This window comes from Nonomuraea fuscirosea, assembly GCF_035917475.1.
GTDB lineage: Bacteria > Actinomycetota > Actinomycetes > Streptosporangiales > Streptosporangiaceae > Nonomuraea > Nonomuraea fuscirosea.
Genome location: NZ_CP109074.1, coordinates 3,642,139 through 3,665,913, shown reverse-complemented (window position 1 = coordinate 3,665,913; position 23,775 = coordinate 3,642,139). Strand labels below are relative to the sequence as shown.

The following is a 23,775-nucleotide window of genomic DNA, read 5'->3' as shown; positions in this document are numbered from 1 at the left end:
GAATTAAGGAGCCCCGGATGACCGCCGTGACGACCCAGTGCTGCGCGCCGATCGCCCGCGCGCCCCTGTCGGAGGACGATGCGGCCGACCTCGCGGTCCTGCTCAAGGCCGTGGCCGACCCGGTACGACTGCGCCTGCTGTCGATGATCGGCTCCCACCCCGGAGGCGAGGCGTGCGTCTGCGACCTGACCGGCGTCTTCGACCTGACCGCCCCCACCATCTCCCACCACCTGAAGGTGCTGCGCACCGCCGGGCTGATCGACGGCGAACGTCGCGGCACCTGGGTTTACTACCGGATCATCCCCGAGACGGTGAGTAGGCTGGGCGCGCTGTTCACCCCGCTCGCCGCCCCGCCCGCTGCGCAGAACGGCCCGGTGGACGTGGAACTCCTCACCGTATGACCGACGCGGCCCGCCCGGCCGATGTCGTGGTCATCGGCGCCGGACAGGCCGGGCTGGCGGCCGGTTACTACCTACGGCGGGCCGGCGTCGACTTCGTCATCCTGGACGCCCAGCAGGCATCCGGCGGCGCGTGGCAGCATGCCTGGCCGTCCCTGCGGCTCTTCTCCCCCGCGCAGTACAGCTCCCTGCCCGGCCGGATGATGCCGATCCCGGCCGACGGCGGCTATCCGGACGCCGCCCACGTCGTCGCCTATCTCGCCGACCACGAGCAGCGTTACCGGCTGCCGGTCGTCCGCCCCGCCACCGTGCGGGCCGTGCGGCGCGCCGGACCACGCCTGGCCGTGGACAGCAGCGCCGGCACCTGGCACGCCCGGATCGTGGTCAGCGCCACGGGCACCTGGTGGCGTCCCTACGTCCCGCACTATCCCGGCATCGGTGACTTTCGTGGCGAGCAGTTGCACACCGCCGGTTACCGCGGCTCCGGGGACTTCCGCGATCGCCGGGTGCTGGTGGTGGGCGGGGGCAACTCCGCCGCGCAGATCCTCGCCGAGCTCTCCCAGGTCGCCCAGACCACCTGGGCGACGCTGCGCCCGCCCCGGCTGCTGCCCGACGAGATCGACGGCCGCGCCCTGTTCGACCTGGCCACCCGCCGCCACCAGGCCGCCCAGGCCGGACAGAACGCCGAAAGCATCGGCGACCTGGGCGACATCGTCGCCGTCGCGTCCGTGCGCGAGGCCCGCGACCGGGGCGCGCTCAAATCCGAGCCCATGTTCTCCCGCATCACCCCCGACGGGGTGGCGTGGGCCGACGGCAGCACGGCGGCATTCGACGTGATCGTGTGGTGCACGGGCTTCCGTCCCGCCCTGGCTCACCTGGCCCCGCTCCGGCTGCGCGGCCCCGGCGGCACGATCCCCACTGACGGCACCCGCGCCCTGGCCGAACCACGCCTGCACCTGCTCGGCTACGGAGACTGGACCGGCCCCGCCTCGGCCACCCTCATCGGCGCCGGCCGCAGCGCTCACCAGTGCGAAGTCGCCGCCTGTCCGCATGACGATTCACGATGCCGGCCCCCTTGCCCTGATCGCCCGGAAGATGACCGGGAGTCCGAGCAGGGAGGGAAGTAGCCAGAATGCCCACGTCGGCAGGCGATCCCACACCGGCAGGTGCGGGCCGTTGTCGACGTAGAAGGCGGTCAGCAGCGCCACGTAGGACACGCCCATGCAGGTGATGTGCACTCGGTCGGACAGCCGGCCGCGCCGGTCCCGATAGCCGGCGCAGCCCGCGGCGAGGGCCACGACACCGATGAAGAACAGATGAGCGTTCTCCCGCCACCGGATCGCCGACATCACGGTCATCGTGCCGAACACCACCGCCAGGCCCCAGACGTACACGCGGCCGAAGTGCCGGTGCGCGGCGCCGCCCTTGCGGGTCAGCGCCGCCACGGCGCCCGAAATCACGCAGGTCAGACCGGCGGGGATGTGAACGGCCAGCGCGGCCAGAAAGACCGGTCCAGCGTCAGGGATCGGGATGCCGAGGATGTCCACCGCGCACTCCCTATAGGTTGCATCGCTACCTATAGGGACGCTACTCCGGCCGTTGCCGCCCGCCAAGGCCCGATGTAGCGTTACTACCTATGAGGGCCGAAGCGCTGAAAGGACACCTCGACGGGCTGCTGCTGGCCGCCCTCGAAGACGGCCCGCGTCACGGCTACGCCGTCAAGGAGACTCTGCGAGAGGCCACCGAAGGCCGCATAGACCTGCCCACCGGCACGATCTACCCGGCACTGCACCGGTTGGAGCGCGCCGGGCTCATCGCGGGCGACTGGTCGGTCGTCGGCGGCCGTCGCCGCCGCACCTACGAACTCACCGCCGCCGGCCGTACGGTGCTCAGCAGGGAACGCACCGGCTGGCAGGAGTTCGCCACCGCGATCACCGCCGCACTGGGGACACGGTCATGGCCGGCCACGAGTTGATCGCCGCGCAGCTCGGCATCCTCGCCGCCCGCCTGCCCGCCGAAGCGGTCGAAGAACTGGCCGACGGGCTGCACGAGGCCTACGAGGGTCAGCTACGCCGCCATGGCGATCCCGACGTCGCCGCCCGGGCGGCGATCGCCGAGTTCGGCGACGCCGACACGATCACAGCCGCGTTCGTCCGCGTCTCACCCTGGCGGCGCACCGCCCTGATGCTGCTGGCCACCGGGCCGATCATGGCCGCCCTCTGGGCCGCGACGCTCATCACCGGCCAGGCATGGGCGTGGCCGCTGCCCACACCGGTCAAAGTCCTGTACGGCGTCGCGCTGCCGACCGTCGTCGGCCTGCTCCTCGCCGCGGCCCTGCGGCCACGGGTCTACCGCCGGACGCGCCTGACCGTGATCGCAGGCGCGCTCGGGCTGATCCTGCTGGACGGACTGATGATGACCACGGCGCTGCACTTCTCGGCCGGCCCGGTGTGGCCGTTGGCCGCGGCCGTACCCGCGAGCCTGATTCGCGTCCTCGCCGTCGTGCGTGCCCTTCCTCCCATGCTGGCGGCTTAGAGAGTGGGGCTGCGACGTTCGATGAGGACCACGTCGCGCCAGACGCCGTGGTGGCGTCCGACCCGTTCGCGCACGCCCACCTTCCGGAAGCCGAGCGCCTGGTGGAGCGCGAGGCTGGCGGCGTTCTCGGGAAAGACCCCGGACTGGATGGTCCACACCCCCGCGTCCTCGGCGGCTGCGACGAAGGCCCCCAGCAGGGCGCGGCCGATCCCATGCGACTGACAGCCAGGGTGGACGTAGATGCTGTGCTCGATCACGCCGGCATAGACGGGCCTGGGCGAAACCCGGGAGGCCGCCACCCAGCCGACCAGTTGCCCCGTCTCGGTATCGACGGCCACATAGCGCAGGTGCTCCAGCCGGGCGGCGGTGAAGCCTTCCCAGCTCGGCACAGCGGTTTCGAAGCTGGCCTGTCCCGTGTCCAGTCCGGCCTGGTAAATGGCCAGCACCTGCTCGGCGTCGGTCTCGCGCATCGGCCGGATCTCCAATCCCGGTCCAGCGGCAGGCTTGGCGGCCTGGACGATCGCCGAATGTACGCCGTCGCCATGGTCGGCGGTCAAGGTGATCCGCACGCCGACGAGCCCAGCCGCCGCTAGCGAAGCGCGGTACTCGCCCACGGGAAGCGCCCCGGCCACGCAGCCGATCCGCTGCTCGGCAGCCAGACGACGGGCCTGATCGACGTCATCCTCGACCACGACGTCGCTGACGCCGAACCGGCCGCCCGGCCGCAGTACCCGGAACGCCTCCGACAGCACCGACGCCTTGTCACCGGACAGGTTGATCACACAGTTGGAGATGACCACGTCCACCGAACGGCCCGGCAGCGGTATCCGCTCGATCGTGCCGTGCAGGAACTCCACGTTGCGCGCGCCGGCCTGCTCGGCATTGCGCCGGGCCAGCGCCAGCATGTCCGCGCTGGCGTCCACCCCGTACACCTTGCCGTGCGCGCCGACCCGGCGCGCCGACAGCAGCACGTCGATCCCGCCGCCCGAGCCCAGATCCAGCACCACCTCGCCGGCGCGCAGATCTGCGACCGCCAGCGGATTGCCGCAGCCCAGGCTCGCCCGCACCGCCCCCTCGGGCAACGCCCCGAGGTCGCCGTAACCGGCCGCGCCGAAGCAGCCCTGCTCGAACTCCTCCTGCCCGCAGTCGACGACCGTCCGGCCGGCCTCCGCGGCACGGGCCAGCGCGGAGTAGTGGTCGATGATCTCATCGTGCGCCATGACGGACCTCCTTCACTCGCAGGTGGGCGCGGCCGGGACGGGGTTGCCCATGACCACGTCGGCGGCGGTCGGAAAGCAGCTCACGCAGTTCTCGTTGATCCGGTACAGGCTGGAGGTGCCCTGCCGGTCGACCAGGACGAAGCGCACCTCGGCGAGGATCTTCAAGTGGTGCGACACGGTGGACTGGCCCACTCCGGAGGCGTTCACGATCTCGCCCACACTCATCGGCGTACGCTGCCGGGCCAGCAGCGAAACGATCTGGATGCGAGTGGCGTCGGCCAGGGCCTTGAACCAGCTCGCGTACTCCTCGGCCTCCGCGCGCGGCAAGAGCCCCATGTTCTTATTCATCGTCAATCGACGATAGTCGATCAAATGGAAAAGCGGAAGCCCGACGCTCGCTCTCACGAGAAGCCTCATGTACGTGTTAATGACCTCGTATCACCTGCATGAGCGATCATGGCCGCGCGCCGACCATGACAACGTCTCGGCGGAGTGGTGGACGACTCCAGCACGTTGTCCGGTACGTCGCAGCGAGCGCCGCGCCGCGCACGGAGCTCGCCGGCGACCCGCATGAACACCGCACGGCCATGCGCTATGTCAAACCCGGCGCCGAAGCCATCGCAAAGGCCACCGAGGCGCTCGCGCCTCGGTGGCCTTTCCCACTGATCAGCATGGGGGCGGCTCGCCGGAGCTATAGAAGTTCCGGGCCGAGACGGCGCGGGACGAGCAGCTCCCTGCCATCGCAGGTGATCGGAACGAGGTCCGGGATGACGGCCTTCCACCGGCTGCGGCGGTGCCGGGTGTCACCGCGGGACGTTTTGCGCTCGGGCACGGCCACGGCTACCAGCTCGCCTTCGTGATGCCGGGCAGTTCGCCGCGGTGCGCCATCTCCCGGAAGCGCACCCGGGACAGCCCGAACTTGGTCAGGTGCCCACGAGGACGGCCGTCGACGGAGTCACGGTTGCGCACGCGGGTGGCGCTGGCGTCGCGCGGCTGGCGGGCCAGCTCGCGAGCCGCGTCCGCGCGATCCTGGGGTGCGCCGGTGCGGATGATCTCCTTCAGCTCGGCGCGCCGCCCGGCGTACCGGGCGACGACGGCCTTGCGCCGCTCGTTGGCGGCGATCTTGCTCTTCTTCGCCATCAGATCCGCTCTCCCCTGGCGCGGATCCGCGCGACTGCCGCCTCGAGGCCGATCTTGTCGACCGTCCTGATCGCGCGGGCGCTGAGCGTGAGCCGGACGAAGCGGTCCTCGCTCGGCAGCCAGTAGCGGCGCTGCTGGATGTTGGGGTTCCAGCGGCGGCGGGTGCGGCGGTGGGAGTGGGAGACGTTGTTGCCGAACACCGGCTTGACCCCGGTGAGCTGGCAGTTCTTCATCGCTCCTCCCTGAACAGGACGTGCCGGCGGAGGGTCGGGTCGTACTTGCGCAGGGTGAGCCGGTCGGGGTCGTTGCGCCGGTTCTTGGTGGTCACGTACGTGTAGCCGGTGCCGGCCGTGGACTTGAGTCTGATCACGGGTCGCACCTCATTCCTTGCCAAAGCGGTTCCTTTCGGCGTGCGATACTGTGCCAGCATAACGACAATGATTTTCATTCCGCCACTGGGAGGCTCGATGTCCACCCCTGTCGTCCTCGTCGCCGGCTTGCACGGCGCGGCTCGTACCGCTGCCGTCGACGAGTTGCTCGCCCGCTGTCCCGGCTCCGTCTCCGTCCACCACGATCTCGCCGACGTGACCCGTGGCCGCGTACGGCGCGTCGTCCGCGACGGCGGCCAGGTGCTGGAGACGGCCGACGTGCGTCTCGCCCACGGCTGCGTGACCTGCACCGTCCGCGAGGACCTGCTCCCTCGGCTCGTCCTGCTGGCGCCCGGCACGCCCCTGCTGATCGTGGACCTGTGGGACTCGGTCGAGCCGCGCTCGGTCGCCGAGGCGATCGGCTGCGCCGAAGCCCAGGAGATCCTGCGGCTCACGGCCGTGCTCACCGCACTGGATGCCGGCGGCCTGCCCTACGACCTCACCCGCGGCGAGCGTCTCCGCGAGGTCGGCCGGTCCGCGGCCGCGGGCGACCAGCGTTACCTGGCCGAGGTCCTGGCCCGGCAGCTCGAGTACGCCACCGGCCTGGTCCTGCACGGCGGGGACGAGGACGACCACGAGCTGTCGCTGCGGGTGCTCACTCACCTCGCCCCACTCACCCCGGTGCACGACGTGGCGAACCTGCCGGCGGTCACCGGCCCGGCCCTGGGCCCGGCCGAGCTGGCCGAACGCGTGGACCCCTGCACCGCCCGCCTGCCCGCCGACGCCAGGACCGAGGAGATCGTCACGACGGTCTGGCGCAGCCGCCGCCCGCTGCATCCCGGCCGCCTCTTCGAGGCCGTGGACGAACTGGTCACCGAGTCCGTACGCTCCCGCGGCCGCTTCTGGCTGGCCACCCGCCCCGGTCAGCTCCTCGCGTGGGACGCCGTCGCCGGAATCGTCTCGGTCGAGGACGCCGGCCCGTGGCTGGCCGCCCTGCCCGAAGCCGCCTGGGACCTCGTCTCCCCCGCCCGCCGTGCGGCGGCCGCCCTCGACTGGGACCCCGAGCACGGTGACCGGGTCCAGCACCTGGTCTTCACCGGCCCCGACCTCGACGTCATACGCCTGCACGGCCTGCTCGACTCCTGTCTGCTGGCCGAGGGTGAACGCCCCGGCCACGACGACCCGTTCGCTCCCATCCTCGACCTCAAGGAGATCGCGTGAAGCCCCGCCGCGCCCCGCGCAAGAAGCCCAACCCGCTGCTCAACACCGACCGCATCGACTACAAGGACACCGCGCTGCTGCGTAAGTTCATCTCCGACCGCGGCAAGATCCGCGGCCGCCGCGTCACCGGCGTCACCGTCCAGCAGCAGCGCCGGATCGCCCGCGCCGTCAAGACCGCCCGCGAGATGGCCCTGCTCCCTTACGCCTCCCGCCCCGGCACCTGAATGACCGGCGCCCACCTCCGGCCTGCCGGAGGTGGGCGCGGTATCGCAGGGCTTCCCGTGCCGGCCGGGAACCGTCGTAGCCCACCACCACGCCGAGCTCGTCCAGGGACATCGCCGCCTCCTAGGTCCGCCTTCAGATTCCCGCAGGCGGGACCCACCGCTCAGAGGCGTCAGCGGGGACTGTCCAGATGATGCCGGCGCCCCGAGCGGGCCACTCACGCCGGGGTGGGCCGGCGGTGTCCGTACGGGTCGTTGCGCACCCGGTGCCGGTAGTGCAGCGGGGATTCGCCGATCTCGCGCTTGAAGGCGTTGCTGAAGGCCGCCTCGGAGGCGTACCCCAGGTCGGCGGCGAGGGCGGCGATGCGCGTGTCGTTCTGCCTCAGGGCGCGCTGCGCCAGGAGCATGCGGTAGCGACTGAGGTAGGTGAGCGGAGGCATGCCCGCCGCGGCGCGGAAGTGGCGGGCGAAGGTTGATCGGGACATCGCGGCGGAGCGCGCCAGTTCCTCCAGGCCCCACGGCGCGGCGGGCTCGTTGTGCATGAGGGCCACGGCCGGGCGCAGCCGCTCGTCGGTCAGCACCCGCAGCCAGCCCGGTGGGGCTTCCACCTGGTCCAGGTAGGCGCGCAGGACCGCGAGGAAGAGGAGCTGACCGTACTGCCGGATGGCGAAGGCGGAGCCGGTGCGGCGGCCCGCGACCTCGGCGAAGATCTGGTCGAGGATGCTGCGCAGCGGGGCCGACGCTGTGGCCCTGACGACTCCCACCGGCGGCAGCGTCTGCAGCAACAGCTCCTGACCTGCCGAGTTGATGCCCACGGCGATGCCGAGCACGACATCGTCGGTGGCGGGATCCGCCTCGTTGAGACCGGTGAAATTCTCCTCGGGGCTGATCCGGTGGCGTGGACCGTCCCCCTGCGGGCCGCCCTCGTATTGGAGCCAGGTGCGGTTGTTGAGGATGGCGACATCACCGGCGGAGAGCTCGACCGGCTCGTCGAGGCCGTCGGTCAGCATCCGGCCGTGGCCGGACACCATGGCGATGAGTTTCATCGCGTCGTAGCACGGCGAGCGTGCCACCCACCGGCCACGGGCCGCGAATCCGCCGGACACCGCGCTGTAGACCTCCACGAGGTCAAGCACCTCGGACAACTGGTCTGCCACGTTTGGCACTCTCGCACAAGAAACCAGCACTAACAAGTATTCAAAGTGCCATCCATGCCGGGCAGGCTGAAGGTCACCGGGACGGTCGCCGTCGCGGCGACGACCGAAGGAAGGGCAAGACGATGGCACCTCAGACCGCGGGCCGGGCCCGTACGATCATCCTCACCGGTGGCACCAGCGGCATCGGATTCGCCGCGGCCACCGCGATCCTCCGGGACGAGCGCGGGCCCTGGCACCTGGTGCTGCCCGTCCGTGACGCCGCCCGTGGACGGGAGACCGTGGAGTCGTTGGCCTCCGCCGTAGCGAACGGCAACACGGTCGAGGCGATGACGATGGACCTGTCCTCACTGGAGTCCGTCCGGACCTTCGCCGCGGAGCTGACCAGCCGCGTGACCTCGGAAACGATCCCGCCGATGCACGCGCTGGTGTGCAACGCAGGCGTGCAGATGGGTACGAACCTCACCCACACCGCCGATGGCTTCGAGTCCACCTTCGCCATCAACCACCTGAGCCACTTCGTCCTGGTCAACGCGCTGCTGCCCGTGCTGAGCGCCCCGGCGCGCGTGCTCGTGACCTCCAGCGACACCCACGACCCGGCGCTCAAGCTGGGCCCCGCCCCGGCATGGAGCAGCGCGGACGCCCTGGCGCGGGGCGAGCTCGCGGCATCGGCGAAGCCGGACAACGCGCTCGTCGCCGGGCAGCGGCGTTACAGCACCTCCAAGCTCGCGAACCTCTACTTCACCTACGCCCTGGCCCGTCGTCTGCCCGAGGGCGTCACGGCCAACGCCTTCAACCCCGGCATGGTGCTCGGAACCGCCCTGGGCCGCTCACTGCCCGCCCCGGTGCGGTTCATCTCCACGTACGTCCTTCCACGCCTGACCTGGCTGCTGCGCCGGGTGATGTCCCCCAACATCAACTCGGCCGCCGAGTCGGGGGACGCGCTGGCCTGGCTGGCGACGGCGCCGGATCTCGCCGGCACCACGGGCGCGTACTTCGACGGCCGCACTCAGGTCCGCTCGTCGGAGGAGTCCTACGACACCGTGCGGGCCGAGCAGCTGTGGTCCGGCAGCCAGAGGCTGACCGGCACGCGTGTCTGACCGACATATCCCTTCGATCCCGAGTGACGTTCCATGATCACCACCAAGGAGACGAGACCTTGAACGACATCGCTGCGCCCGCCCTTTCCACCGCCGAGCGCGACCGCCGCTGGGATCTCACCCGGGCGGTCATGGCCCGTGAGGGCCTGGACGCCCTGCTCGTTTTCGGCGAGCACGAGGACGCGGGGCCCGCCCAGGTCGCCTACGACACGTGGTTCACCAACGAGCGCCCAGGAACGACCGTCGTCTTCCCTCGCGACGGCGAGCCGATCGTGCACCTGCCGGGAGGGATGTTCATCCTGGACCACCTGGAGTCCAGCCGGCGTGGTGACGAATCCTGGATCCCGCCACGGAACCTGCGTGCCTCACGCACCTCCGCCGAGATCACGGATACGCTCACCGAGCTGGGCCTGAGCAGGGGGAACATCGGCGTCGTAGGACTCGGGGCGCATCTGCCGTGGCATCCTGAAGGCGTCCTGCCCCACACGCTGTGGAGCCGGGTCCTGGCCAAGCTCCCTGACGCCGGATTCCGGGAGATGGACGTCCCTGTCGCCCTGATGACGATGCGGCTCAGCGACGAAGAGATCCCCCTCGTGCGGCGCTCCGCGGAGATCGGAGACGCCATGGTGCGAGCCATGGTCGACACCGCGGGCCCCGGGGTGTCCGAGGCGGAGGTCTACGCCGCGGGCATGGCCGAAGGCTTTCGGCGTGGGACGCTTCCCCCGGCCATGCACCTATGGTCAGGCCCCGACCCCGTCGCCTCGGGGATACCCGCATGGTGCTACCGCGCTCAGACACCGCGTGCGCTGACCGACGGGGACGTCATCTATGCCGAGGTGTTCTCCCAATTCGGCGGGCGCCACACGCAACACCAGGTCACGATCGCGATCGGCGACGTACACGAAGACTTCTGGCGCGCGGGCGACGTCGCGCGGCAGTCCTACCACGCCGGCCTGGCGGCGCTCCGGCCAGGGCGGACCTTCGGCGACGTCGTGGAAGCGATGCACGCACCGCTCGACGCGCACGACGGGCAGATCTACCTCATCGCCGCCCACTCGATCAACGCTCTCCTCGCGGCCGGCAAGAACCGCGCGGACATCAGCCTGCTCCCAGGCGCCGAGGCGTACCCGCCCGTGCACGCTCACCCCACTTTCATGGCCGGCCTGGTGCTGGAGCCCGGGATGTGTTTCGTCCTGGAGCCGCAGTACGCCTTCGGCCATCACCTTGCCCACGTCGGCGGCACCGTGATCGTGACGGAGGACGAGCCCATCGCGCTCAGCCCGCTGACCAGAGAGGTGCTCCGCGCCCGGCAGTGACGAACCGCGGCTTCGACGCCCTCGGCGTCGAGCGTGGTGACCTCCACACCGGGCTGGCGCTCGTGGACGAGTTCCCGCGCCTCGCGCAGCACCCTTCGCCCGTTCCGTAGCAGCGTGTCGGGCATGTCCTCGATGGGGAACCTGCCGACCTGGTACCAGGAGCAGTCCACCGCGCGCACCACCCGCAGTGGCACCCGGGGACGAGGTCCCGGATGAGGCGCCGGTGGTCCTCAACCGGCCCGCCGGTGGTCTTCAGCCGGCCCGCCGGGTCGGCGCGGGGCCGTGCCGGGCCGGAGGTCGGTGGCGCGAAGGTCCGAAGGCCCTGTCTGCGGTCGTCCGGGCTGGGTAGCGTCACCGTCATGGCCGCTCTCGACCTGACCAGGCTGCGAGCCGTGATCTTCGACACCGATGGCGTCGTCACCGACACGGCCCGGGTGCACGCCGCCGCGTGGAAGCACGTGTTCGACCGTTTCCTGCGCGGCCGTTCCGCCCCGTTCGACATCCGTGCCGACTACCTCCGCCATGTGGACGGCCGGCCGCGGCTCGACGGGATCCGCACCTTCCTGGCCTCCCGTGGCATCACGCTGCCCGAGGGCGGTCCCGGCGACGAGCCGGGCGCGCCCACCGTGCACGGGCTGAGCCTCGCCAAGGACGCGCTGTTCGTCCGGCAGGTCACCGAGGACGGCGTCGCCGCCTTCCCCTCGACCGTCGCCCTGGTGCACGAGCTGCGGCGGCGCGGGTGCCGGACCGCGGTGGTGTCGGCCAGCCGCCACTGCCGCCTGGTCGTCGGCTCCGCGGGCCTGATCCACCTGTTCGACGTGGTGGTCGACGGCGAGGACTCGGCCCGGCTCGGCCTGCCGGGCAAGCCCGACCCGGCCCTGTTCCTCGAGGCCGCGCGGCGGCTGGAGGTGCCCCCGTCCGAGGCGGTGGTCGTTGAGGACGCGCTGCCCGGCGTGGAGGCCGGGCGCAGGGGCGGGTTCGGGCTGGTCGTCGGGGTCGACCGGACCGGATCGCAGGCGGCGGAGCTGCGGCGCGCGGGAGCCGACGTCGTGGTGCCGGACCTGGCCGATTTGGACGTGGCCGGACGTGTTCCGGTGGGTTCACGGTGAACGCCTGGACGCTCGTCTACGAGGGGTACGACCCCGCCTCTGAGGGCCTGCGCGAGGCGCTGTGCACGCTCGGGAACGGACGCTGGGCCACCCGCGGCGCCACGCCCGACGGCCTAGCCCGCACCCCCGGCACCTATCGGGCGGGCTGCTACGACCGGCTCGCCTCGCAGGTGGCGGGCCGGACGGTGGTGAACGAGGACCTGGTCAACCTGCCCGACTGGCTGCCGCTGGCCTTCGCCACGCCGGGTTCTGACTGGTTCCGCCCGGACACGGCCGACCTGCCGGACTACCGTCAGGAGCTCGACCTGCGGCGCGGTCTGCTGCTGCGTACGCTGCGCTGGCGTGACGACGCCGGCTGCGTCACGCTCGTCAGGCAACGCCGCCTGGTGTCCATGGCCGATCCGGCGCTGGCCGCGCTGGAGACCACGTTCACCGCCGAGAACTGGTCCGGCCCGCTCCGCGTCCGGGCCGGCCTGGACGGGCGGGTGACCAACCGCGGCGTCGCCCGCTACCGCGACCTGCGCGGCGACCACCTGACCCGCCACGCCACCGGCGCCGGCGACGAGCTGACCTGGCTGACGGCGCAGACCCGCTCGTCCCAGATCACGGTGGCGCTGGCGGCGCGCGTGACCGCCCCGGTCCCCGGCTCGGTGTCGGCCGAGCCCGACCGGATCCACACCGATCTGGTGCTGGAGCTGGCCGCGGGCGAGCCGGTGACGGTCTCGAAGATCGTCGCGCTGGTGACGTCCCGCGATCCGGCCATCCACGACCCGCTCACGGCCGCCCGGCGGCGCGTCCAGGTCGCTCCGGGCTTCGGTGAGCTGCTGGCCGCGCACGAGGCGGCGTGGGAGCGGCTGTGGGAGCGGGCCCGGCTCGACGTGGACGGGCCCGAACTGTCGCAGATCGTCCACCTGCACGTCTTCCACCTGCTGCAGACGCTCAGCCCGCACACCGCCGACCTGGACGCCGGCGTGCCCGCCCGCGGCCTGCACGGCGAGGCGTACCGGGGCCACGTGTTCTGGGACGAGCTGTTCGTGCTGCCGTGGCTGAACCTGCGCTTCCCCGACATCTCGCTCGGCGCGCTGCGTTACCGCTGGCGGCGGCTGCCGGAGGCGAGGGCGGCGGCGCGGGAGGCCGGGTTCGACGGGGCGATGTTCCCCTGGCAGAGCGGCAGCGACGGCCGCGAGGAGACCCAGACGTTCCATCTCAACCCGGAGTCGGGCCGCTGGCTGCCGGACGTCTCCCACCTGCAGCGCCACGCCGGGCTGGCCATCGCCTACAACGTGTGGCAGTACCACCTGGTCACCGGCTCCATGCCGCCGTGGTGCGCCGAACTGCTCACCGGCATCGCCCGCTTCTTCGCCTCACTGACCGTGCTCGACCCGCTCTCCGGCCGGTACGAGATCCGCGGCGTCATGGGCCCGGACGAGTACCACACCGCCTACCCCGGCGCCGCGGCCCCCGGCCTGGACAACAACGCCTACACCAACGTCATGACCGTGTGGCTGCTCTCCCGCGCCCTCGAACTCGGCGTGGCCGGCCCGCAGGAGGCGGAGCGCTGGACGGACATCACCCGGCGCATGCGGGTCGACTTCCACGACGGCGTCATCAGCCAGTTCACCGGCTACGCCGACCTCGAAGAGCTCGACTGGGGACGCTACAAGGGCGTGCGCCGCCTGGACCGGGCGCTGGAGGCGGACGGCGACGACGTCAACCGGTACAAGGCCTCCAAGCAGGCCGACACGCTGATGCTGTTCTACCTGCTGACCGCCGGCGAGCTGACGGGCCTCCTCCAGCGACTCGGCTACTCCGCCGACGCCGGGCTGATCCCCCGGACGATCTCCTACTACCTGGACCGCACCAGCCACGGCTCCACGCTCAGCGCCGTCGTCCACGCCTGGGTCCTGGCCCGCTCCGACCGGGCCCGTTCCTGGCAGTTCTTCGGCGAGGCGCTGCTCAGCGACGTGCACGACGTGCAGGGCGGCACCACCGCTGAGGGCATCCACCTCGGCGCCATGGCGGGCACGCTCGACATGTTGCAGCGCTGCTACCTGGGCCTGGAGCCGCGGCCCGACGGCCTGCACCTCGAACCGCTGCTGCCCGAGCGGCTCGGGTCGCTGTCCCTGACGATCCACCTCCGGGGCCGCCGGCTCGTCATCGAGGCCGACCACGTACGTACCCGCGTCGACGGCATCACCCTGCCGCGCGGCGCCGACACCACCATTCCCTGGAGACCACCATCATGACCGGCGGCAACGGCGGGGGCGCGTTCAGCGGCTCGCACGGGCCGACGGTGCTGCCCGTCAACTACAAGTTCCACGACGGCGCCGTCGTCTTCCGCACCGCCCGCGGCGGCCCGATGGACCACCAGGCGGGCCTGGGCACCGGGCAGGCCGGCTTCGGGACCGCCGCGCCCTGCTGAGCGCGTTCATCGCCGCGGGTGAGGACGCCGGCGGCTGGACGATCCAGTCCGGCGTCTTCCCCGGGAACGCCGTCAGCCTGGCCCTGCACCAGACGCTCGGCTTCCGTGTAGTGGGCACCGGGGAACGGCTCGGCCGCCACCACGGCGTGTGGCGGGCGCTCGCGACCGGCTGTGGCCCGCACGAGCATGGATTGGGCAGCGGCGACGAGGTCATACACTCTCTCACTCAGGGCGGGTATCGCGGCCTGGGCCGCACAGTGACGATCCGTTTCAGCTGCCCAGGAGGTCGGTCGGCGTGACTGTGCCAGTTCAATCAGCGGGTCCTGAGGCCGCATCGGCGGCCGGTGACGGCCTGCGGCTGCAGATTCTCGGTCCGTTGCGGCTGTGGCGGGGCGATGAGGAGCTCGATGCGGGTCCGCGGCAGCAGGCCTACCTGCTCGCGCTGCTGCTGGCCAGGGAAGGGGAACTGATCAGCACGGCCGAGCTGGTCGATCTGATCTGGGACGACGGCGCTCCTGCCAGCGCGGTCAATGTCATCCACAAGTACGTCGGCGCGCTGCGGCGGCTGCTGGAACCCTCGCTGCCGGTCCGCGGCATCGGCTCCTACCTGCAACGCCGCGGTAACGGCTACCTGTTCAGAGCCGGGCCCGGCGTGCTGGATCTGGCCGGCTTCCGCGAGTCCGTCCAAGCCGCCGGCCAGGCCGTCGCGCAGCAGCGGCGTGAGGCGGCGCTGGACTGCTACGTCGAAGCGCTGGGATTGTGGCAGGGCTCCACGGGTGAGGGGCTGACCTACGGACCGGCCGCCATGCCGATCTTCGCGAGCCTGGACGGCGAGTTCCTGTCCGCGTGCGTGGCCACTGCCGAACTCGCCGTCTCGCTCGGCCGGCCTGAGCGCGTGCTACCGCCGTTGCGGCTGGCCGCCACGATGTCGCCGTTGCACGAGCCCGTACAGGCGAGCCTGATCGTCACTCTGGACGCCGCCGGGCAGCAGGCACAGGCGTTGTCGGTGTACCAGACGGTCCGTAACCGCCTGGCCGAGGAACTCGGCGTCGATCCCGGCCCCGCGCTGCGGGCCGCTCACCAGCGCCTACTGAACGACACCCCGGCCCCGCCGGTGCGGATGGCCGACGGACAGCCCGCCGGGCAGCCACCCGCGCCCTGGCAACGAACGCTCCCATCCGCCGAGCCGTCCGGCGCGGGGCTGGTCGGCCGCACCGCGGAGCTCACCGTGCTACGGCACGCGGCCGCGACCACACTGGCCGGCGGCAGGGGCCTCGTCATCGTCGAGGGCGAGCCCGGGGCGGGCAAGACCCGTCTGCTGGAGGAGATCGCGGCCGAGGCGGAAGGGGGTGGTGCGCTCGTCGTGTGGGGCCGCTGCCTCGAAGGCGAGGGTACGCCGTCGATGTGGCCGTGGGTGCAGGCGGCCGGCACCGTGCTGGGGGCGCTGCCCACCGCAGTACGACAGAACCGGCTGACCGCCGAACTCGGCCGTCTGCTCAACCTGGATGACGAGGACGTCACCGCACGGGCCCTACCGGACGGCCGTGCCCAGTTCCGGCTGTTCGAACAGGTCGTGGCCGCCGTCGGCGAGGTCTCCGCACTGCGGCCGGCACTGATCGTCATCGACGACCTCCAATGGGCCGACGTCACCTCGCTGCAGTTGTTCGGCCACCTGGCAGCGCGGTTGCCGGTCCGCACGATGGTCGTCGGAGCGCTGCGTGACCGTGCGCCCGTGCCGGGTACGGAGTTGTCGCGGATGCTCGCCGCGGTCAGCCGGGTCTCGGGCCAGCGCCGCGTCCATCTGGGCCCGCTCAGCCCTGCCGAGGTGGCCGAACTCGTCCGCGGCGAGACAGGCCGGATGCCCAGCCCGGACGCCGTCCGCGACATCCACACCCGCACCGGGGGCAACCCGTTCTTCGTCCGCGAACTGTCGTTGCTCCTCAGCACCGGCGGCATCCTCGGTGCGGACGGCACCCCGGCAAGGGCCGGGGTGCCGTCCACTGTGCTCGACGTCGTGCGCGACCGGATGACCGGCCTCGACGACGGCGCCCGGGGGCTGTTGCAGATCGCCGCGATCATCGGCCGCGACATCGACCTCCGCCTGCTTGCCGAGGTCGCCGATCTCGATGTCCAGATCTCGCTTGACCGTCTGGGGCCCGTGGAAGCGCTCGGCCTGCTCGAACCCGCGCCTGGGAACTCGTTCTTCCTGCGCTTCTCGCACGACCTGGTCCGCGAAGCGGTCGCCAGGACGACCCCGCAGTCGCGCACGTCCCGGCTGCACCTACGCGTCGCCGACGCACTCGAGCGCACCGGCTCGCCCGGCGACCATGCCGCCGAACGGGTCGCCCACCATCTGTGGTCCGCCGGCCCGCTCGCCGATCCGCGCCGGACCGTGACGGCGCTGGTACGCGCGGGCCGCCGCGCCGCGATCAAGTCGGCGTTCGAGGCCGCCGAGCGGCAACTGCGGACCGCCGTGCAGGTCGCGCGGGCGGCGAGCTTGGCCGAGCGAGAGTTGTCCGCTCTGTCGCAGTTGATCGCGATCAGGGGAATGCTCACGATGTACGGCACCTCGACGGTCGACCTGCTGGAGCGAGCCGAGCAACTGGCCAGGAGCCTTGACCGGGAACTCGACGCCACCGTCTTCCTCTACTCCCGCTGGGCGGCGCACGCCCAAGGCTTGGAGCGCGATCACAGCAGGCCGCTGGCGCGACGGATGCTGGAACAGGGCGAGGCGTCCGCCGATCCGCTCGTACGCGCGTACGGCCTGCAGACGTGGGGACTGCAGCAGTTCACCGAGGGAGACAACGAGGAGGCGTTCCGCTGCCTGAGCGAGGCGGGCCGCATCCTGATGACCCGCGGCGGCCCGCGTGAGGAGGACCCCGTCTGGTACGACCTGAAACTGCTGATGATCGGAAAGCTCGCGGAGACGACCGCACTGCACGGAGACGTCGAAGGGGCGCGATCGTTGCTCACGATGCTGGAGGCCGCCGGCGACGACCCGTTCACCGTCACGGTGTGGGCCACCCACACGTCGAGGACGGAGGCGTTCATCGGCGACCCGGTCCGGGCCCTGCGCGCGGCCGAACGCGGGATCGCCGCGGATCCTCACTTCTCCTTCGTGTTCCTCGGCACCTACCAGCGGCTGGTCCGGTACTGGGCGCTGGCCAAGACCGGCCGGGATCCGGCCGGCGCGGCGGCGGAGGCCGAACGGCTCATCGCCACCAACCTGCTCGATCCACTGCGCGCGAGTGTCACGATCTTCATCGGACTCCTCTGTGAGATGTGGCTGACCGCAGGGGCGCTCGACCAGGCCGCCGCGGCCCTCGACCGGGCCGAGGACTGCCTCGGCCGCTATAACGAGGGCTTCGCGGAGGGCCTGCTCTTGCTGCTGCGGGCCCGGCTGCTGCAGGCGAACGGGAAACCCGTCGCCGAGGTCAAGGCGGTCGCCGACAGGTGCCGCAGACTGTCCGCCGAACGCGGCAACCACTTGTACGCGCGGCGCGCGGAAGAGTTTCTGGCCACCTTGGACCATCTGCCGAGCGGCGGTGCCGGATGAGTCTCGCGGTTTGAGGCTCGGAAATCGAACTTCCAGCATGGTCGGCGCATCTTGAGGGCCGGGGGATGATCACACGTCCCCCGCTCTCTCGTCCGCGTCCCGCGACGAGGCCGGCGAGCCATCACCGACACCATGGGAAGAAGACTCGTGATTGCCAGAGAACTCCTCCGCGCGCTCGGCATGAGCGACGCTACGAAGGGATGCTCCGGGCCCGCGCGAAGGACTTCGGCAAGCGGGATGCCTTCTCTTCGACCACGCTGGTCTTCCAGCACGGCGATTTCGAGAATGCCCGGCCGCCCGCCAGGAGCTGACCGCCGTCCGTGCCCAGGGCCTCCCGCGCCGCACCCCACCGGGAGGCCTTTCCCCTTGGCCGAACCTCGAGGAGAAACATGACGAGGCCCACGGCGGCCCGGTGGCTGTCCAGCCGCATCGCCATCGCGGCCAACTCCCGCCAGTTCGACGCACGCGTCAAGGCCTGCGTCGCGACCGCCGTCCGGGTGGACACGGAGGAGATCACCGTCCGGGAAGGCGGCGTCTGGGCCAGCCTGTATCGGCACCAGGTCCACCATCCCGGCGGGGACCACCTGACGTTCTGGGAGGTCGTCGACCGCTACACCGTTCCGCCTGAGAGGGAAACACTCCTGACACCAGGCGGCGTCGGCCAGACGGTACGCGTCTACACCTCTGGCACGACCGCGGCCGCCGTCTGGACGCGCATCCTGGCCGGGGTCGAGGGAGACTCCGACATCATGGCCGGCATCCTGCGGGAGTCATTGGCCGCGCGCGTGCGAAGGCTGGCGCCCTACCGCGACGACGCCGGTGTTCCCGATCGCATCCAGGACGGCGACGATCCACGTGATACCGGCCGGCAGGACGCTCTGGCCGAACTGGACGCGGCCCTGGAGGCCGAGCAGGCCACCGGCGAGGTCCCCAAAAGGCGGCTGCGCATGTACGCGGTGGCGATGTGGCGAGCCGGCAGACACAATGTCAAGGCCATCGCCGATCTCACCGGACTTGATCGATCTAACACGGTCTATCCCGCTCTGCGAGAGGCGGGTATCGACCCTGCGACCGACCGCATCCGCAACTGATCAGTGCTGAGGCCGGACGGCGTGCTCGGCCCCGGCACGACCGGTTTCGAGCCCGCCGGCCCGGCCTGTCGGTGGTCAGGGGCGCAGGATGAGACGGACCGGGTCGCCCTCCTTACGGGCCAGCCGGCCCAAGGCCACCGGAGCCTCCGCCAGCGGCAGAACGTCGCTGATGGACCCGGCCAGATCGAGCCGGCCGCGCACGCTGAGACCGATGAGCTGATGCAGGTGGTCCGGGTGGGAACCGTAGTGGCCGCGTACGGATTGGCCGAAGTAGGCCAGTGCGATGTCGTTGGGCACGGTCAGCGGCCCGTTGGCCAGGCCGACCACGATCAGCCGGCCGCCCTTGCCGAGGAGCAGCATGGCCTGCTCGCGAGCGGCGGCGACGCCGGCGAAGTCGAAGGCGGCATCCAGCCCCTGGCCGCCTGTCATGGTGCTGACGATCTCGCGCAGCCGGGGGTCGGCGGGGTCGAGGACGGCGTCGGCGCCGGCGCTGATCCCGCGCGCCCTGGCCGCCGGGAGGGGGTCGATGGCGATCACCGGGGCCGCGCCGATGAGGCGCAGCAGCTGCACCGCGTGGGCGCCGAGCCCGCCGATGCCCCAGACCGCCACCGCCTCGCCGGGCCGGACGGCCGCGGTGGCGCTGATGGCCGCCCAGGGGGTGGAGACCGCGTCGGGGATGATGCAGGCCTGCTCGAACGGCAGGCCGGCGGGGATGGGCGCCAGTGAGCGGGGAGTGGCCAGGGTGTACTCCGCGTAGCCGCCGTCGAAATCCACACCTCGGGTGCCGGATCCGTCGGCCTCACCGGCCTGCAGCACCACCCGATCCCCCACCGCCCAGCCGGTCACGCCCGCACCGAGGGCGTCGATGACGCCGGACACCTCGTGGCCGAGCGTCACCACATCGCCCTTCAGCAGCCTGGGCGTGAGCGTTCCATCGGTGAGGTGCACGTCGGACAGGCACACGCCGGCCGCACGCACCTCGACGCGGACCTGACCGCTGCCGGGCTCAGGCACCGGCACCTCCTCCATGCGTACCTCGCGGGAGGGGATGTGCAGCCGGGCTGCGAGCATCTCGGCCATGATCACCACCTTGGCTCCAGTCGAACCAGTCGGGACAGTCGGGACAGTCGGGACAGAGAACGGACGATCCAGGCATCCGGCGCGGCCGCCCGTCTTCTCGGCATCAGGATGCTTCGATCAGGCCGGAAGTTCGATTCTGCGAAGAGCCAGGTCCTGCGGATCCATCGCGGCCGTCCACCTTGGGCCGCGTTACCGGACCCGTGCGCATCGGCCTGCCGGCAATGGGGTGCGGCAGATTTCCTTGAAGGATTTCGGGCCGTAAACTCGTCCGCGCAGGGTTGGGTACGTGCGACCGTCTCCCGCACAGTCGATCCGCTGTCACATCAATCCAGGGGGTTGACCGGCATGCCTGTGCGAGACCACCCGACGCAGCCCGGCGGTTCGGCTCGGTCCGCATCCGGCAACCTGCTGCGGCTGCAGATTCTCGGGCCGTTGCGGCTCTGGCGTGACGGCGTGGAACTGGACGCAGGCCCCCGCCAGCAGGCTTACCTGCTCGCGTTGCTGCTGGCCCGGGAGGGGCGGCTGGTCAGCATGGGCGAGCTGGTCGATCTGATCTGGGACGACGACGCTCCGGCCAGCGCGGTCAACGTCATCCACAAGTACGTGGGCGCGTTGCGGCGGCTGCTGGAGCCCGCCCTGCCGATCCGCGGGACCGGCTCCTATCTGCGGCGCCGGAACAACGGCTATCTCTTCGTGGCCGGAACCGGCATGCTCGACCTGACCGTCTTCCGCGAGCGCGCCCACGCCGGCGAGGCTGCCCTCACGGAGCAGCGGCGAGAGGCGGCACTCGACTGCTATGTGGAGGCCATGGGGCTGTGGCAGGGCTCCGCGGGCGAGGGACTGGCCTACGGGCCCGCCGCCATGCCGATCTTCGCCGGGCTCTACAGCGAGTTCCTGTCCACCTGTACGGCGGCGGCGGAGCTGGCGGTGTCGCTGGGCCGGCCCGAACGCGTGCTGGCGCCGTTGCAGCTGGCCGCCTCGATGTCGCCGTTGCACGAGCCCGTGCACGCGAGCCTCATCTCCACCCTGGGCGCCGCCGGGCAGCAGGCGCAGGCGTTGTCGCTGTACCAGACGGTCCGTAACCGCCTGGCCGAGGAGCTCGGCATCGATCCCGGCCCGGCACTGCGGACCGCCCACCAGCACGTACTGAACGAGACCGTGGCGCCTGAGTCCGTCCGCATGACCGACGGCCAGCCTGCCGGGCAACCGCCCGCGTCCTGGCAGCCGGCTGCGGCCCCCGGGACGCAGCCCGCCACGGGTCTGGTCGGCCGGACCGAGGAACTCGCGGTGCTGCGGCGCGCGACCGAATCGGCGCTCGCCGGTGGCAGCGGGCTCGTCGTCGTGGACGGCGAGCCGGGGGTGGGCAAGACCCGCCTGCTGGAGGAGATCGCGGCCGAGGCGGAGGCGCGTGGCGCGCTCGTCGTGTGGGGTCGCTGCCTGGAAGGCGACGGGACGCCGTCGATGTGGCCGTGGGTGCAGGCGGTCGGCACGGTCCTGAACGCGCTGCCCGCCACCGCGCGGGACAAGTGGCTCGCCACCGAACTCAGCCGCCTCGTCGACCCCCATGACGACGGCTCCGCCGCACCGGCGATGCCGGACAGCGGCGCCCAGTTCCGCCAGTTCGAACGAGTCGCGGCCGCCGTCGGGGAGGCCTCGGCGCTGCGGCCGGCCCTGCTCCTGTTCGACGACCTCCAGTGGGCCGACGTCGCGTCGTTGCGGCTTTTCAGCCATCTGGCGACCCGGCTACCAGACCGCATCGCCCTCATCGGCGCGCTCCGCGATCACGCGCCCGCGCCCGGCACCCAGGTGTCGCGCCTGCTCGCCGCCGCGAGCCGGGTCCCCGGCCATCGCCGCATCCACCTCGGCCCTCTCAGCCCCGCCGAGGTGGCCGAGGTCGTCCGCGGCGAGACCAGTCAGTTCCCCGCCCCCGATGTCACACGCAGCATCCACGCCCGAACCGCGGGCAACCCGTTCTTCGTCCGGGAACTGTCGCGGCTGCTCGCTGACGGAGGCGTGCTCACGCAGGACGCCGTGGCCAGGGCGGGCGTGCCGTCGACGGTGCGTGACGTCGTCCGCGACCGGATGACCGGCCTCGACGAGGGCACTCAGCGCCTGCTCCAGGTCGCCGCGCTCATCGGCCGCGATGTCAGCCTCGCCCTGCTCGCTCGCGCGACCGGCCTCGACCTCCCGACCTGTCTCGACCGGCTCGAACCCTTGGAAGCGCTGGGCCTGCTCGGCCCGGCCGCCGACAACCCGTACGCGTTCCGCTTCACGCATGACCTGGTCCGCGAGTCGGTCGCCGAGACCACGCCGCTGTGGCGGACGCCCAGCTTGCATCTGAGCGTCGCCGACGCCCTGGAGCACTTCGACGTGGAGGGTGAGTCCGTCGCCGAGCGGCTCGCCTTCCATCTCTGGGCGGCCGGCCCGCTGGCGGACTCGGCGCGGACCGCGCACGCCATGGTGCGCGCCGGTCGCCGTGCGGCGGCCAAGTCCGCGTTCCAGGCCGCCGAGCGGCACCTGCGTCAAGCCGTGGAAGTCGCGCGGACGGCGGGTCTGGCGGAGGTGGAGCTGGCCGCGCTGTCGCAGCTCACCGCGGTTCTCGGAATGAGTTCGATGTACGGCAACCTCGTCCCCGAACTGCTGGAACGGGCCGAGCGACTGGCCCGTGACCTCGGCCAGGAGGTCGAGGCCACCGACTTCCTGTTCTCCCGCTGGGTGGTGCACCAGCAGGGCATCGAGCTCGATCGCAGCGGCCCGCTGGCGCGGCGGCTGCTCGACCAGGGCAGAGCCTCCAGCAATCCGATCGTGTACGCGTACGGTCTGGAGGCCTGGGGGCTGCACCAGTGGGACCTGGGCAATGCCGGCGAGTCCTTCCGCCTGCTGACCGAGGCCAATCGCGTCATGCTCCGCGACCTGGCCCGGCGTGAGGACAACCAGGTCCGCCACGACCTGCAGTTGCTCATGGCCGGCATGCTCGCGGAGATCTCCGCGCTGCACGGTGAGGTCGACGCGGCACGGGCGCTGTTCGACACCCTGGAGGCCGACGCGGGTGAGGAGCCCTACGCGGTCACGATCTGGTCCGCCATCGCCGTGCGGACCGCGGTGATCGTCGGCGACCCGGAGTGGGCGTTGCGCGCGGCTGATCGGGGGATCGCCGTGGATCCCGGCTTCTCCTTCGTCTTTCTCGGCACCTACCAGCGGCTGGCCCGGTGCTGGGCACTGGCCGTGACCGGCCGGGACCCGGCTGGAGCGGCCGCGGAGGCCGAGCGGCTCATCGGCGCGCACCTGCTCGACCCGCCTCGTTCGTGCGTCGCCACCTGGCACGGGCTGCTGGGCGAGATGTGGCTGGCAGCCGGAGCGCTCGCGGAGGCGGCCGCAGCCCTTGACCTGGCCGACCAGTGCCTCGACACCTACGGCCAGCGCTATCCGGAAGGTCTGCTCCTGCTCCTGCGCGCGAGAGTGCAGCAGGCGCTCGGCAAGCCCGTCGCGCTCGTCCGGGCCACCGCCGAAAGAGCCCGCGCGCTGTCCGCCGAGCGTGAGGCCCACCTGTTCGCCCGCCGCGCCGAGCTGTTCCTGGCGGAGCTCGGGGACGAGCCGCCTGCCCGTTGACCGCTTCGGGCCACCGCCAGGAGCGGCCTTGCCCGTGACGCGGACATGTGAGCTGAAGTGACTTCAGGGTGGCGGGGCGCTCGGAACCATGCCTCGCCAGGGCCCGGAAGCAGGGAATTCCCGCCGACAGGGTAAGACATTCCGTTGTGGAAGTGACCTCAGGACAGGCGTCCGAGAAATGGGGGAAATAAATTCCCTGACATCGGTAAGGGGTTTTTCCGGAGCTCCGGAAGAA

General features: G+C 71.5%; 23 protein-coding genes. 14 read left to right on the top strand and 9 right to left on the bottom strand.

The genetic code is table 11. The annotated features are described in order from the left end of the window. The first annotated feature begins 17 nt into the window (after positions 1-17). Positions 18-401 carry a metalloregulator ArsR/SmtB family transcription factor gene (locus tag OIE67_RS16570; RefSeq protein WP_326641219.1) on the top strand — a complete coding sequence of 128 codons (384 nt, stop codon included), beginning with the start codon at positions 18-20 and terminating at the stop codon, positions 399-401. Further along, positions 398-1,525, top strand: coding sequence for an ArsO family NAD(P)H-dependent flavin-containing monooxygenase (locus tag OIE67_RS16565; RefSeq protein WP_326641217.1), 1,128 nt, complete (start codon positions 398-400; stop codon positions 1,523-1,525). Before OIE67_RS16570 ends, OIE67_RS16565 begins: the two co-directional genes overlap by 4 nt. On the opposite strand, the gene OIE67_RS16560 is transcribed toward OIE67_RS16565, so the two are convergent. Then, on the bottom strand, positions 1,457-1,945 hold the full coding sequence (locus OIE67_RS16560; RefSeq protein ID WP_326641214.1) for a hypothetical protein: 489 nt from the start codon (positions 1,943-1,945) through the stop codon (positions 1,457-1,459). The two genes, OIE67_RS16565 and OIE67_RS16560, sit on opposite strands and share 69 nt — an antisense overlap. Before the next feature lie 89 nt (positions 1,946-2,034). On the opposite strand from OIE67_RS16560, the gene OIE67_RS16555 reads away from it, so the two are divergent. Both OIE67_RS16555 and OIE67_RS16550 read left to right on the top strand, forming a co-directional pair. Continuing rightward, the gene (locus OIE67_RS16555; protein ID WP_326641212.1) at positions 2,035-2,373 is read left to right on the top strand and encodes a PadR family transcriptional regulator; all 339 of its coding nucleotides are present in this window, start codon (positions 2,035-2,037) and stop codon (positions 2,371-2,373) included. Next, on the top strand, positions 2,355-2,933 hold the full coding sequence (locus OIE67_RS16550) for a hypothetical protein (protein ID WP_326641211.1): 579 nt from the start codon (positions 2,355-2,357) through the stop codon (positions 2,931-2,933). Before OIE67_RS16555 ends, OIE67_RS16550 begins: the two co-directional genes overlap by 19 nt. Here the strand turns inward: OIE67_RS16550 and OIE67_RS16545 are convergent. From OIE67_RS16545 to rpmG, 6 genes are all read right to left on the bottom strand, one after another. Continuing rightward, positions 2,930-4,153, bottom strand: a complete 1,224-nt coding sequence (locus tag OIE67_RS16545) for a GNAT family N-acetyltransferase (RefSeq protein ID WP_326641209.1) — start codon at positions 4,151-4,153, stop codon at positions 2,930-2,932. The two genes, OIE67_RS16550 and OIE67_RS16545, sit on opposite strands and share 4 nt — an antisense overlap. 12 nt (positions 4,154-4,165) lie before the next feature. Then, on the bottom strand, positions 4,166-4,489 hold the full coding sequence (locus tag OIE67_RS16540; RefSeq protein WP_326641207.1) for an ArsR/SmtB family transcription factor: 324 nt from the start codon (positions 4,487-4,489) through the stop codon (positions 4,166-4,168). 355 nt (positions 4,490-4,844) lie between these two features. Beyond that, positions 4,845-4,985: a 50S ribosomal protein L32 gene (rpmF, locus tag OIE67_RS16535; protein ID WP_407674898.1), complete on the bottom strand. Its 141-nt coding sequence runs from the start codon at positions 4,983-4,985 to the stop codon at positions 4,845-4,847. 8 nt (positions 4,986-4,993) lie between these two features. Next, positions 4,994-5,293 (bottom strand): 30S ribosomal protein S14, encoded by a 300-nt coding sequence (gene rpsN / locus OIE67_RS16530; RefSeq protein WP_106246473.1) that lies wholly within the window; start codon positions 5,291-5,293, stop codon positions 4,994-4,996. Next, positions 5,293-5,526, bottom strand: coding sequence for a 50S ribosomal protein L28 (gene rpmB, locus OIE67_RS16525; protein WP_326641201.1), 234 nt, complete (start codon positions 5,524-5,526; stop codon positions 5,293-5,295). The genes rpsN and rpmB overlap by 1 nt, the downstream gene beginning before the upstream one ends. Continuing rightward, on the bottom strand, positions 5,523-5,687 hold the full coding sequence (gene rpmG, locus OIE67_RS16520; RefSeq protein ID WP_326641200.1) for a 50S ribosomal protein L33: 165 nt from the start codon (positions 5,685-5,687) through the stop codon (positions 5,523-5,525). Before rpmG ends, rpmB begins: the two co-directional genes overlap by 4 nt. A 73-nt stretch (positions 5,688-5,760) precedes the next feature. Between rpmG and OIE67_RS16515 the strand changes: the two genes are divergently transcribed. Together OIE67_RS16515 and rpsR are read left to right on the top strand one after the other, a co-directional pair. Then, positions 5,761-6,882: a CobW family GTP-binding protein gene (locus OIE67_RS16515; RefSeq protein ID WP_326641198.1), complete on the top strand. Its 1,122-nt coding sequence runs from the start codon at positions 5,761-5,763 to the stop codon at positions 6,880-6,882. Beyond that, complete coding sequence (rpsR, locus tag OIE67_RS16510) at positions 6,879-7,106, top strand: 30S ribosomal protein S18 (RefSeq protein WP_326641196.1); 228 nt, start codon at positions 6,879-6,881, stop codon at positions 7,104-7,106. Before OIE67_RS16515 ends, rpsR begins: the two co-directional genes overlap by 4 nt. Positions 7,107-7,321: 215 nt before the next feature. On the opposite strand, the gene OIE67_RS16505 is transcribed toward rpsR, so the two are convergent. Next, positions 7,322-8,260 (bottom strand): AraC family transcriptional regulator, encoded by a 939-nt coding sequence (locus OIE67_RS16505; RefSeq protein ID WP_326641194.1) that lies wholly within the window; start codon positions 8,258-8,260, stop codon positions 7,322-7,324. 122 nt (positions 8,261-8,382) lie between these two features. Between OIE67_RS16505 and OIE67_RS16500 the strand changes: the two genes are divergently transcribed. The 7 genes from OIE67_RS16500 to OIE67_RS16470 all read left to right on the top strand — a co-directional run bounded on the left by OIE67_RS16500 (position 8,383) and on the right by OIE67_RS16470 (position 18,851). After that, positions 8,383-9,357 carry an SDR family NAD(P)-dependent oxidoreductase gene (locus OIE67_RS16500; protein WP_326641192.1) on the top strand — a complete coding sequence of 325 codons (975 nt, stop codon included), beginning with the start codon at positions 8,383-8,385 and terminating at the stop codon, positions 9,355-9,357. Between the two features lie 59 nt (positions 9,358-9,416). Then, on the top strand, positions 9,417-10,673 hold the full coding sequence (locus OIE67_RS16495; RefSeq protein ID WP_326641190.1) for a M24 family metallopeptidase: 1,257 nt from the start codon (positions 9,417-9,419) through the stop codon (positions 10,671-10,673). A gap of 359 nt (positions 10,674-11,032) precedes the next feature. After that, positions 11,033-11,782 (top strand): HAD family hydrolase, encoded by a 750-nt coding sequence (locus tag OIE67_RS16490; RefSeq protein WP_326641188.1) that lies wholly within the window; start codon positions 11,033-11,035, stop codon positions 11,780-11,782. Beyond that, positions 11,779-14,028 (top strand): glycoside hydrolase family 65 protein, encoded by a 2,250-nt coding sequence (locus OIE67_RS16485; RefSeq protein WP_326641186.1) that lies wholly within the window; start codon positions 11,779-11,781, stop codon positions 14,026-14,028. The genes OIE67_RS16490 and OIE67_RS16485 overlap by 4 nt, the downstream gene beginning before the upstream one ends. Beyond that, positions 14,025-14,204, top strand: coding sequence for a pyridoxamine 5'-phosphate oxidase family protein (locus tag OIE67_RS16480; RefSeq protein WP_326641184.1), 180 nt, complete (start codon positions 14,025-14,027; stop codon positions 14,202-14,204). The genes OIE67_RS16485 and OIE67_RS16480 overlap by 4 nt, the downstream gene beginning before the upstream one ends. Positions 14,205-14,499: 295 nt before the next feature. Continuing rightward, complete coding sequence (locus tag OIE67_RS16475; protein WP_326641182.1) at positions 14,500-17,760, top strand: ATP-binding protein; 3,261 nt, start codon at positions 14,500-14,502, stop codon at positions 17,758-17,760. A gap of 389 nt (positions 17,761-18,149) precedes the next feature. After that, positions 18,150-18,851, top strand: coding sequence for a hypothetical protein (locus tag OIE67_RS16470; RefSeq protein WP_326641180.1), 702 nt, complete (start codon positions 18,150-18,152; stop codon positions 18,849-18,851). Positions 18,852-18,926: 75 nt separating this feature from the next. Here the strand turns inward: OIE67_RS16470 and OIE67_RS16465 are convergent, their stop codons facing one another. Continuing rightward, positions 18,927-19,931: a zinc-binding dehydrogenase gene (locus tag OIE67_RS16465; protein WP_326641178.1), complete on the bottom strand. Its 1,005-nt coding sequence runs from the start codon at positions 19,929-19,931 to the stop codon at positions 18,927-18,929. A gap of 345 nt (positions 19,932-20,276) precedes the next feature. Here OIE67_RS16465 and OIE67_RS16460 point away from each other — a divergent pair, with 345 nt between their 5' ends. Then, positions 20,277-23,540: an ATP-binding protein gene (locus OIE67_RS16460; RefSeq protein ID WP_326641176.1), complete on the top strand. Its 3,264-nt coding sequence runs from the start codon at positions 20,277-20,279 to the stop codon at positions 23,538-23,540. The last annotated feature ends 235 nt before the right edge of the window (positions 23,541-23,775 follow it).

Bases quoted from the DNA above. Each gene is read 5' to 3' on its own strand.
- OIE67_RS16570 (WP_326641219.1), top strand. From the start codon at position 18: ATGACCGCCGTGACGACCCAGTGCTGCGCGCCGATCGCCCGCGCGCCC.
- OIE67_RS16565 (WP_326641217.1), top strand. From the start codon at position 398: ATGACCGACGCGGCCCGCCCGGCCGATGTCGTGGTCATCGGCGCCGGA.
- OIE67_RS16555 (WP_326641212.1), top strand. From the start codon at position 2,035: ATGAGGGCCGAAGCGCTGAAAGGACACCTCGACGGGCTGCTGCTGGCC.
- OIE67_RS16550 (WP_326641211.1), top strand. From the start codon at position 2,355: ATGGCCGGCCACGAGTTGATCGCCGCGCAGCTCGGCATCCTCGCCGCC.
- OIE67_RS16545 (WP_326641209.1), bottom strand. From the start codon at position 4,153: ATGGCGCACGATGAGATCATCGACCACTACTCCGCGCTGGCCCGTGCC.
- OIE67_RS16540 (WP_326641207.1), bottom strand. From the start codon at position 4,489: ATGGGGCTCTTGCCGCGCGCGGAGGCCGAGGAGTACGCGAGCTGGTTC.
- rpsN (WP_106246473.1), bottom strand. From the start codon at position 5,293: ATGGCGAAGAAGAGCAAGATCGCCGCCAACGAGCGGCGCAAGGCCGTC.
- rpmB (WP_326641201.1), bottom strand. From the start codon at position 5,526: ATGAAGAACTGCCAGCTCACCGGGGTCAAGCCGGTGTTCGGCAACAAC.
- OIE67_RS16515 (WP_326641198.1), top strand. From the start codon at position 5,761: ATGTCCACCCCTGTCGTCCTCGTCGCCGGCTTGCACGGCGCGGCTCGT.
- OIE67_RS16500 (WP_326641192.1), top strand. From the start codon at position 8,383: ATGGCACCTCAGACCGCGGGCCGGGCCCGTACGATCATCCTCACCGGT.
- OIE67_RS16490 (WP_326641188.1), top strand. From the start codon at position 11,033: ATGGCCGCTCTCGACCTGACCAGGCTGCGAGCCGTGATCTTCGACACC.
- OIE67_RS16480 (WP_326641184.1), top strand. From the start codon at position 14,025: ATGACCGGCGGCAACGGCGGGGGCGCGTTCAGCGGCTCGCACGGGCCG.
- OIE67_RS16470 (WP_326641180.1), top strand. From the start codon at position 18,150: ATGACGAGGCCCACGGCGGCCCGGTGGCTGTCCAGCCGCATCGCCATC.
- OIE67_RS16465 (WP_326641178.1), bottom strand. From the start codon at position 19,931: ATGGCCGAGATGCTCGCAGCCCGGCTGCACATCCCCTCCCGCGAGGTA.
- OIE67_RS16460 (WP_326641176.1), top strand. From the start codon at position 20,277: ATGCCTGTGCGAGACCACCCGACGCAGCCCGGCGGTTCGGCTCGGTCC.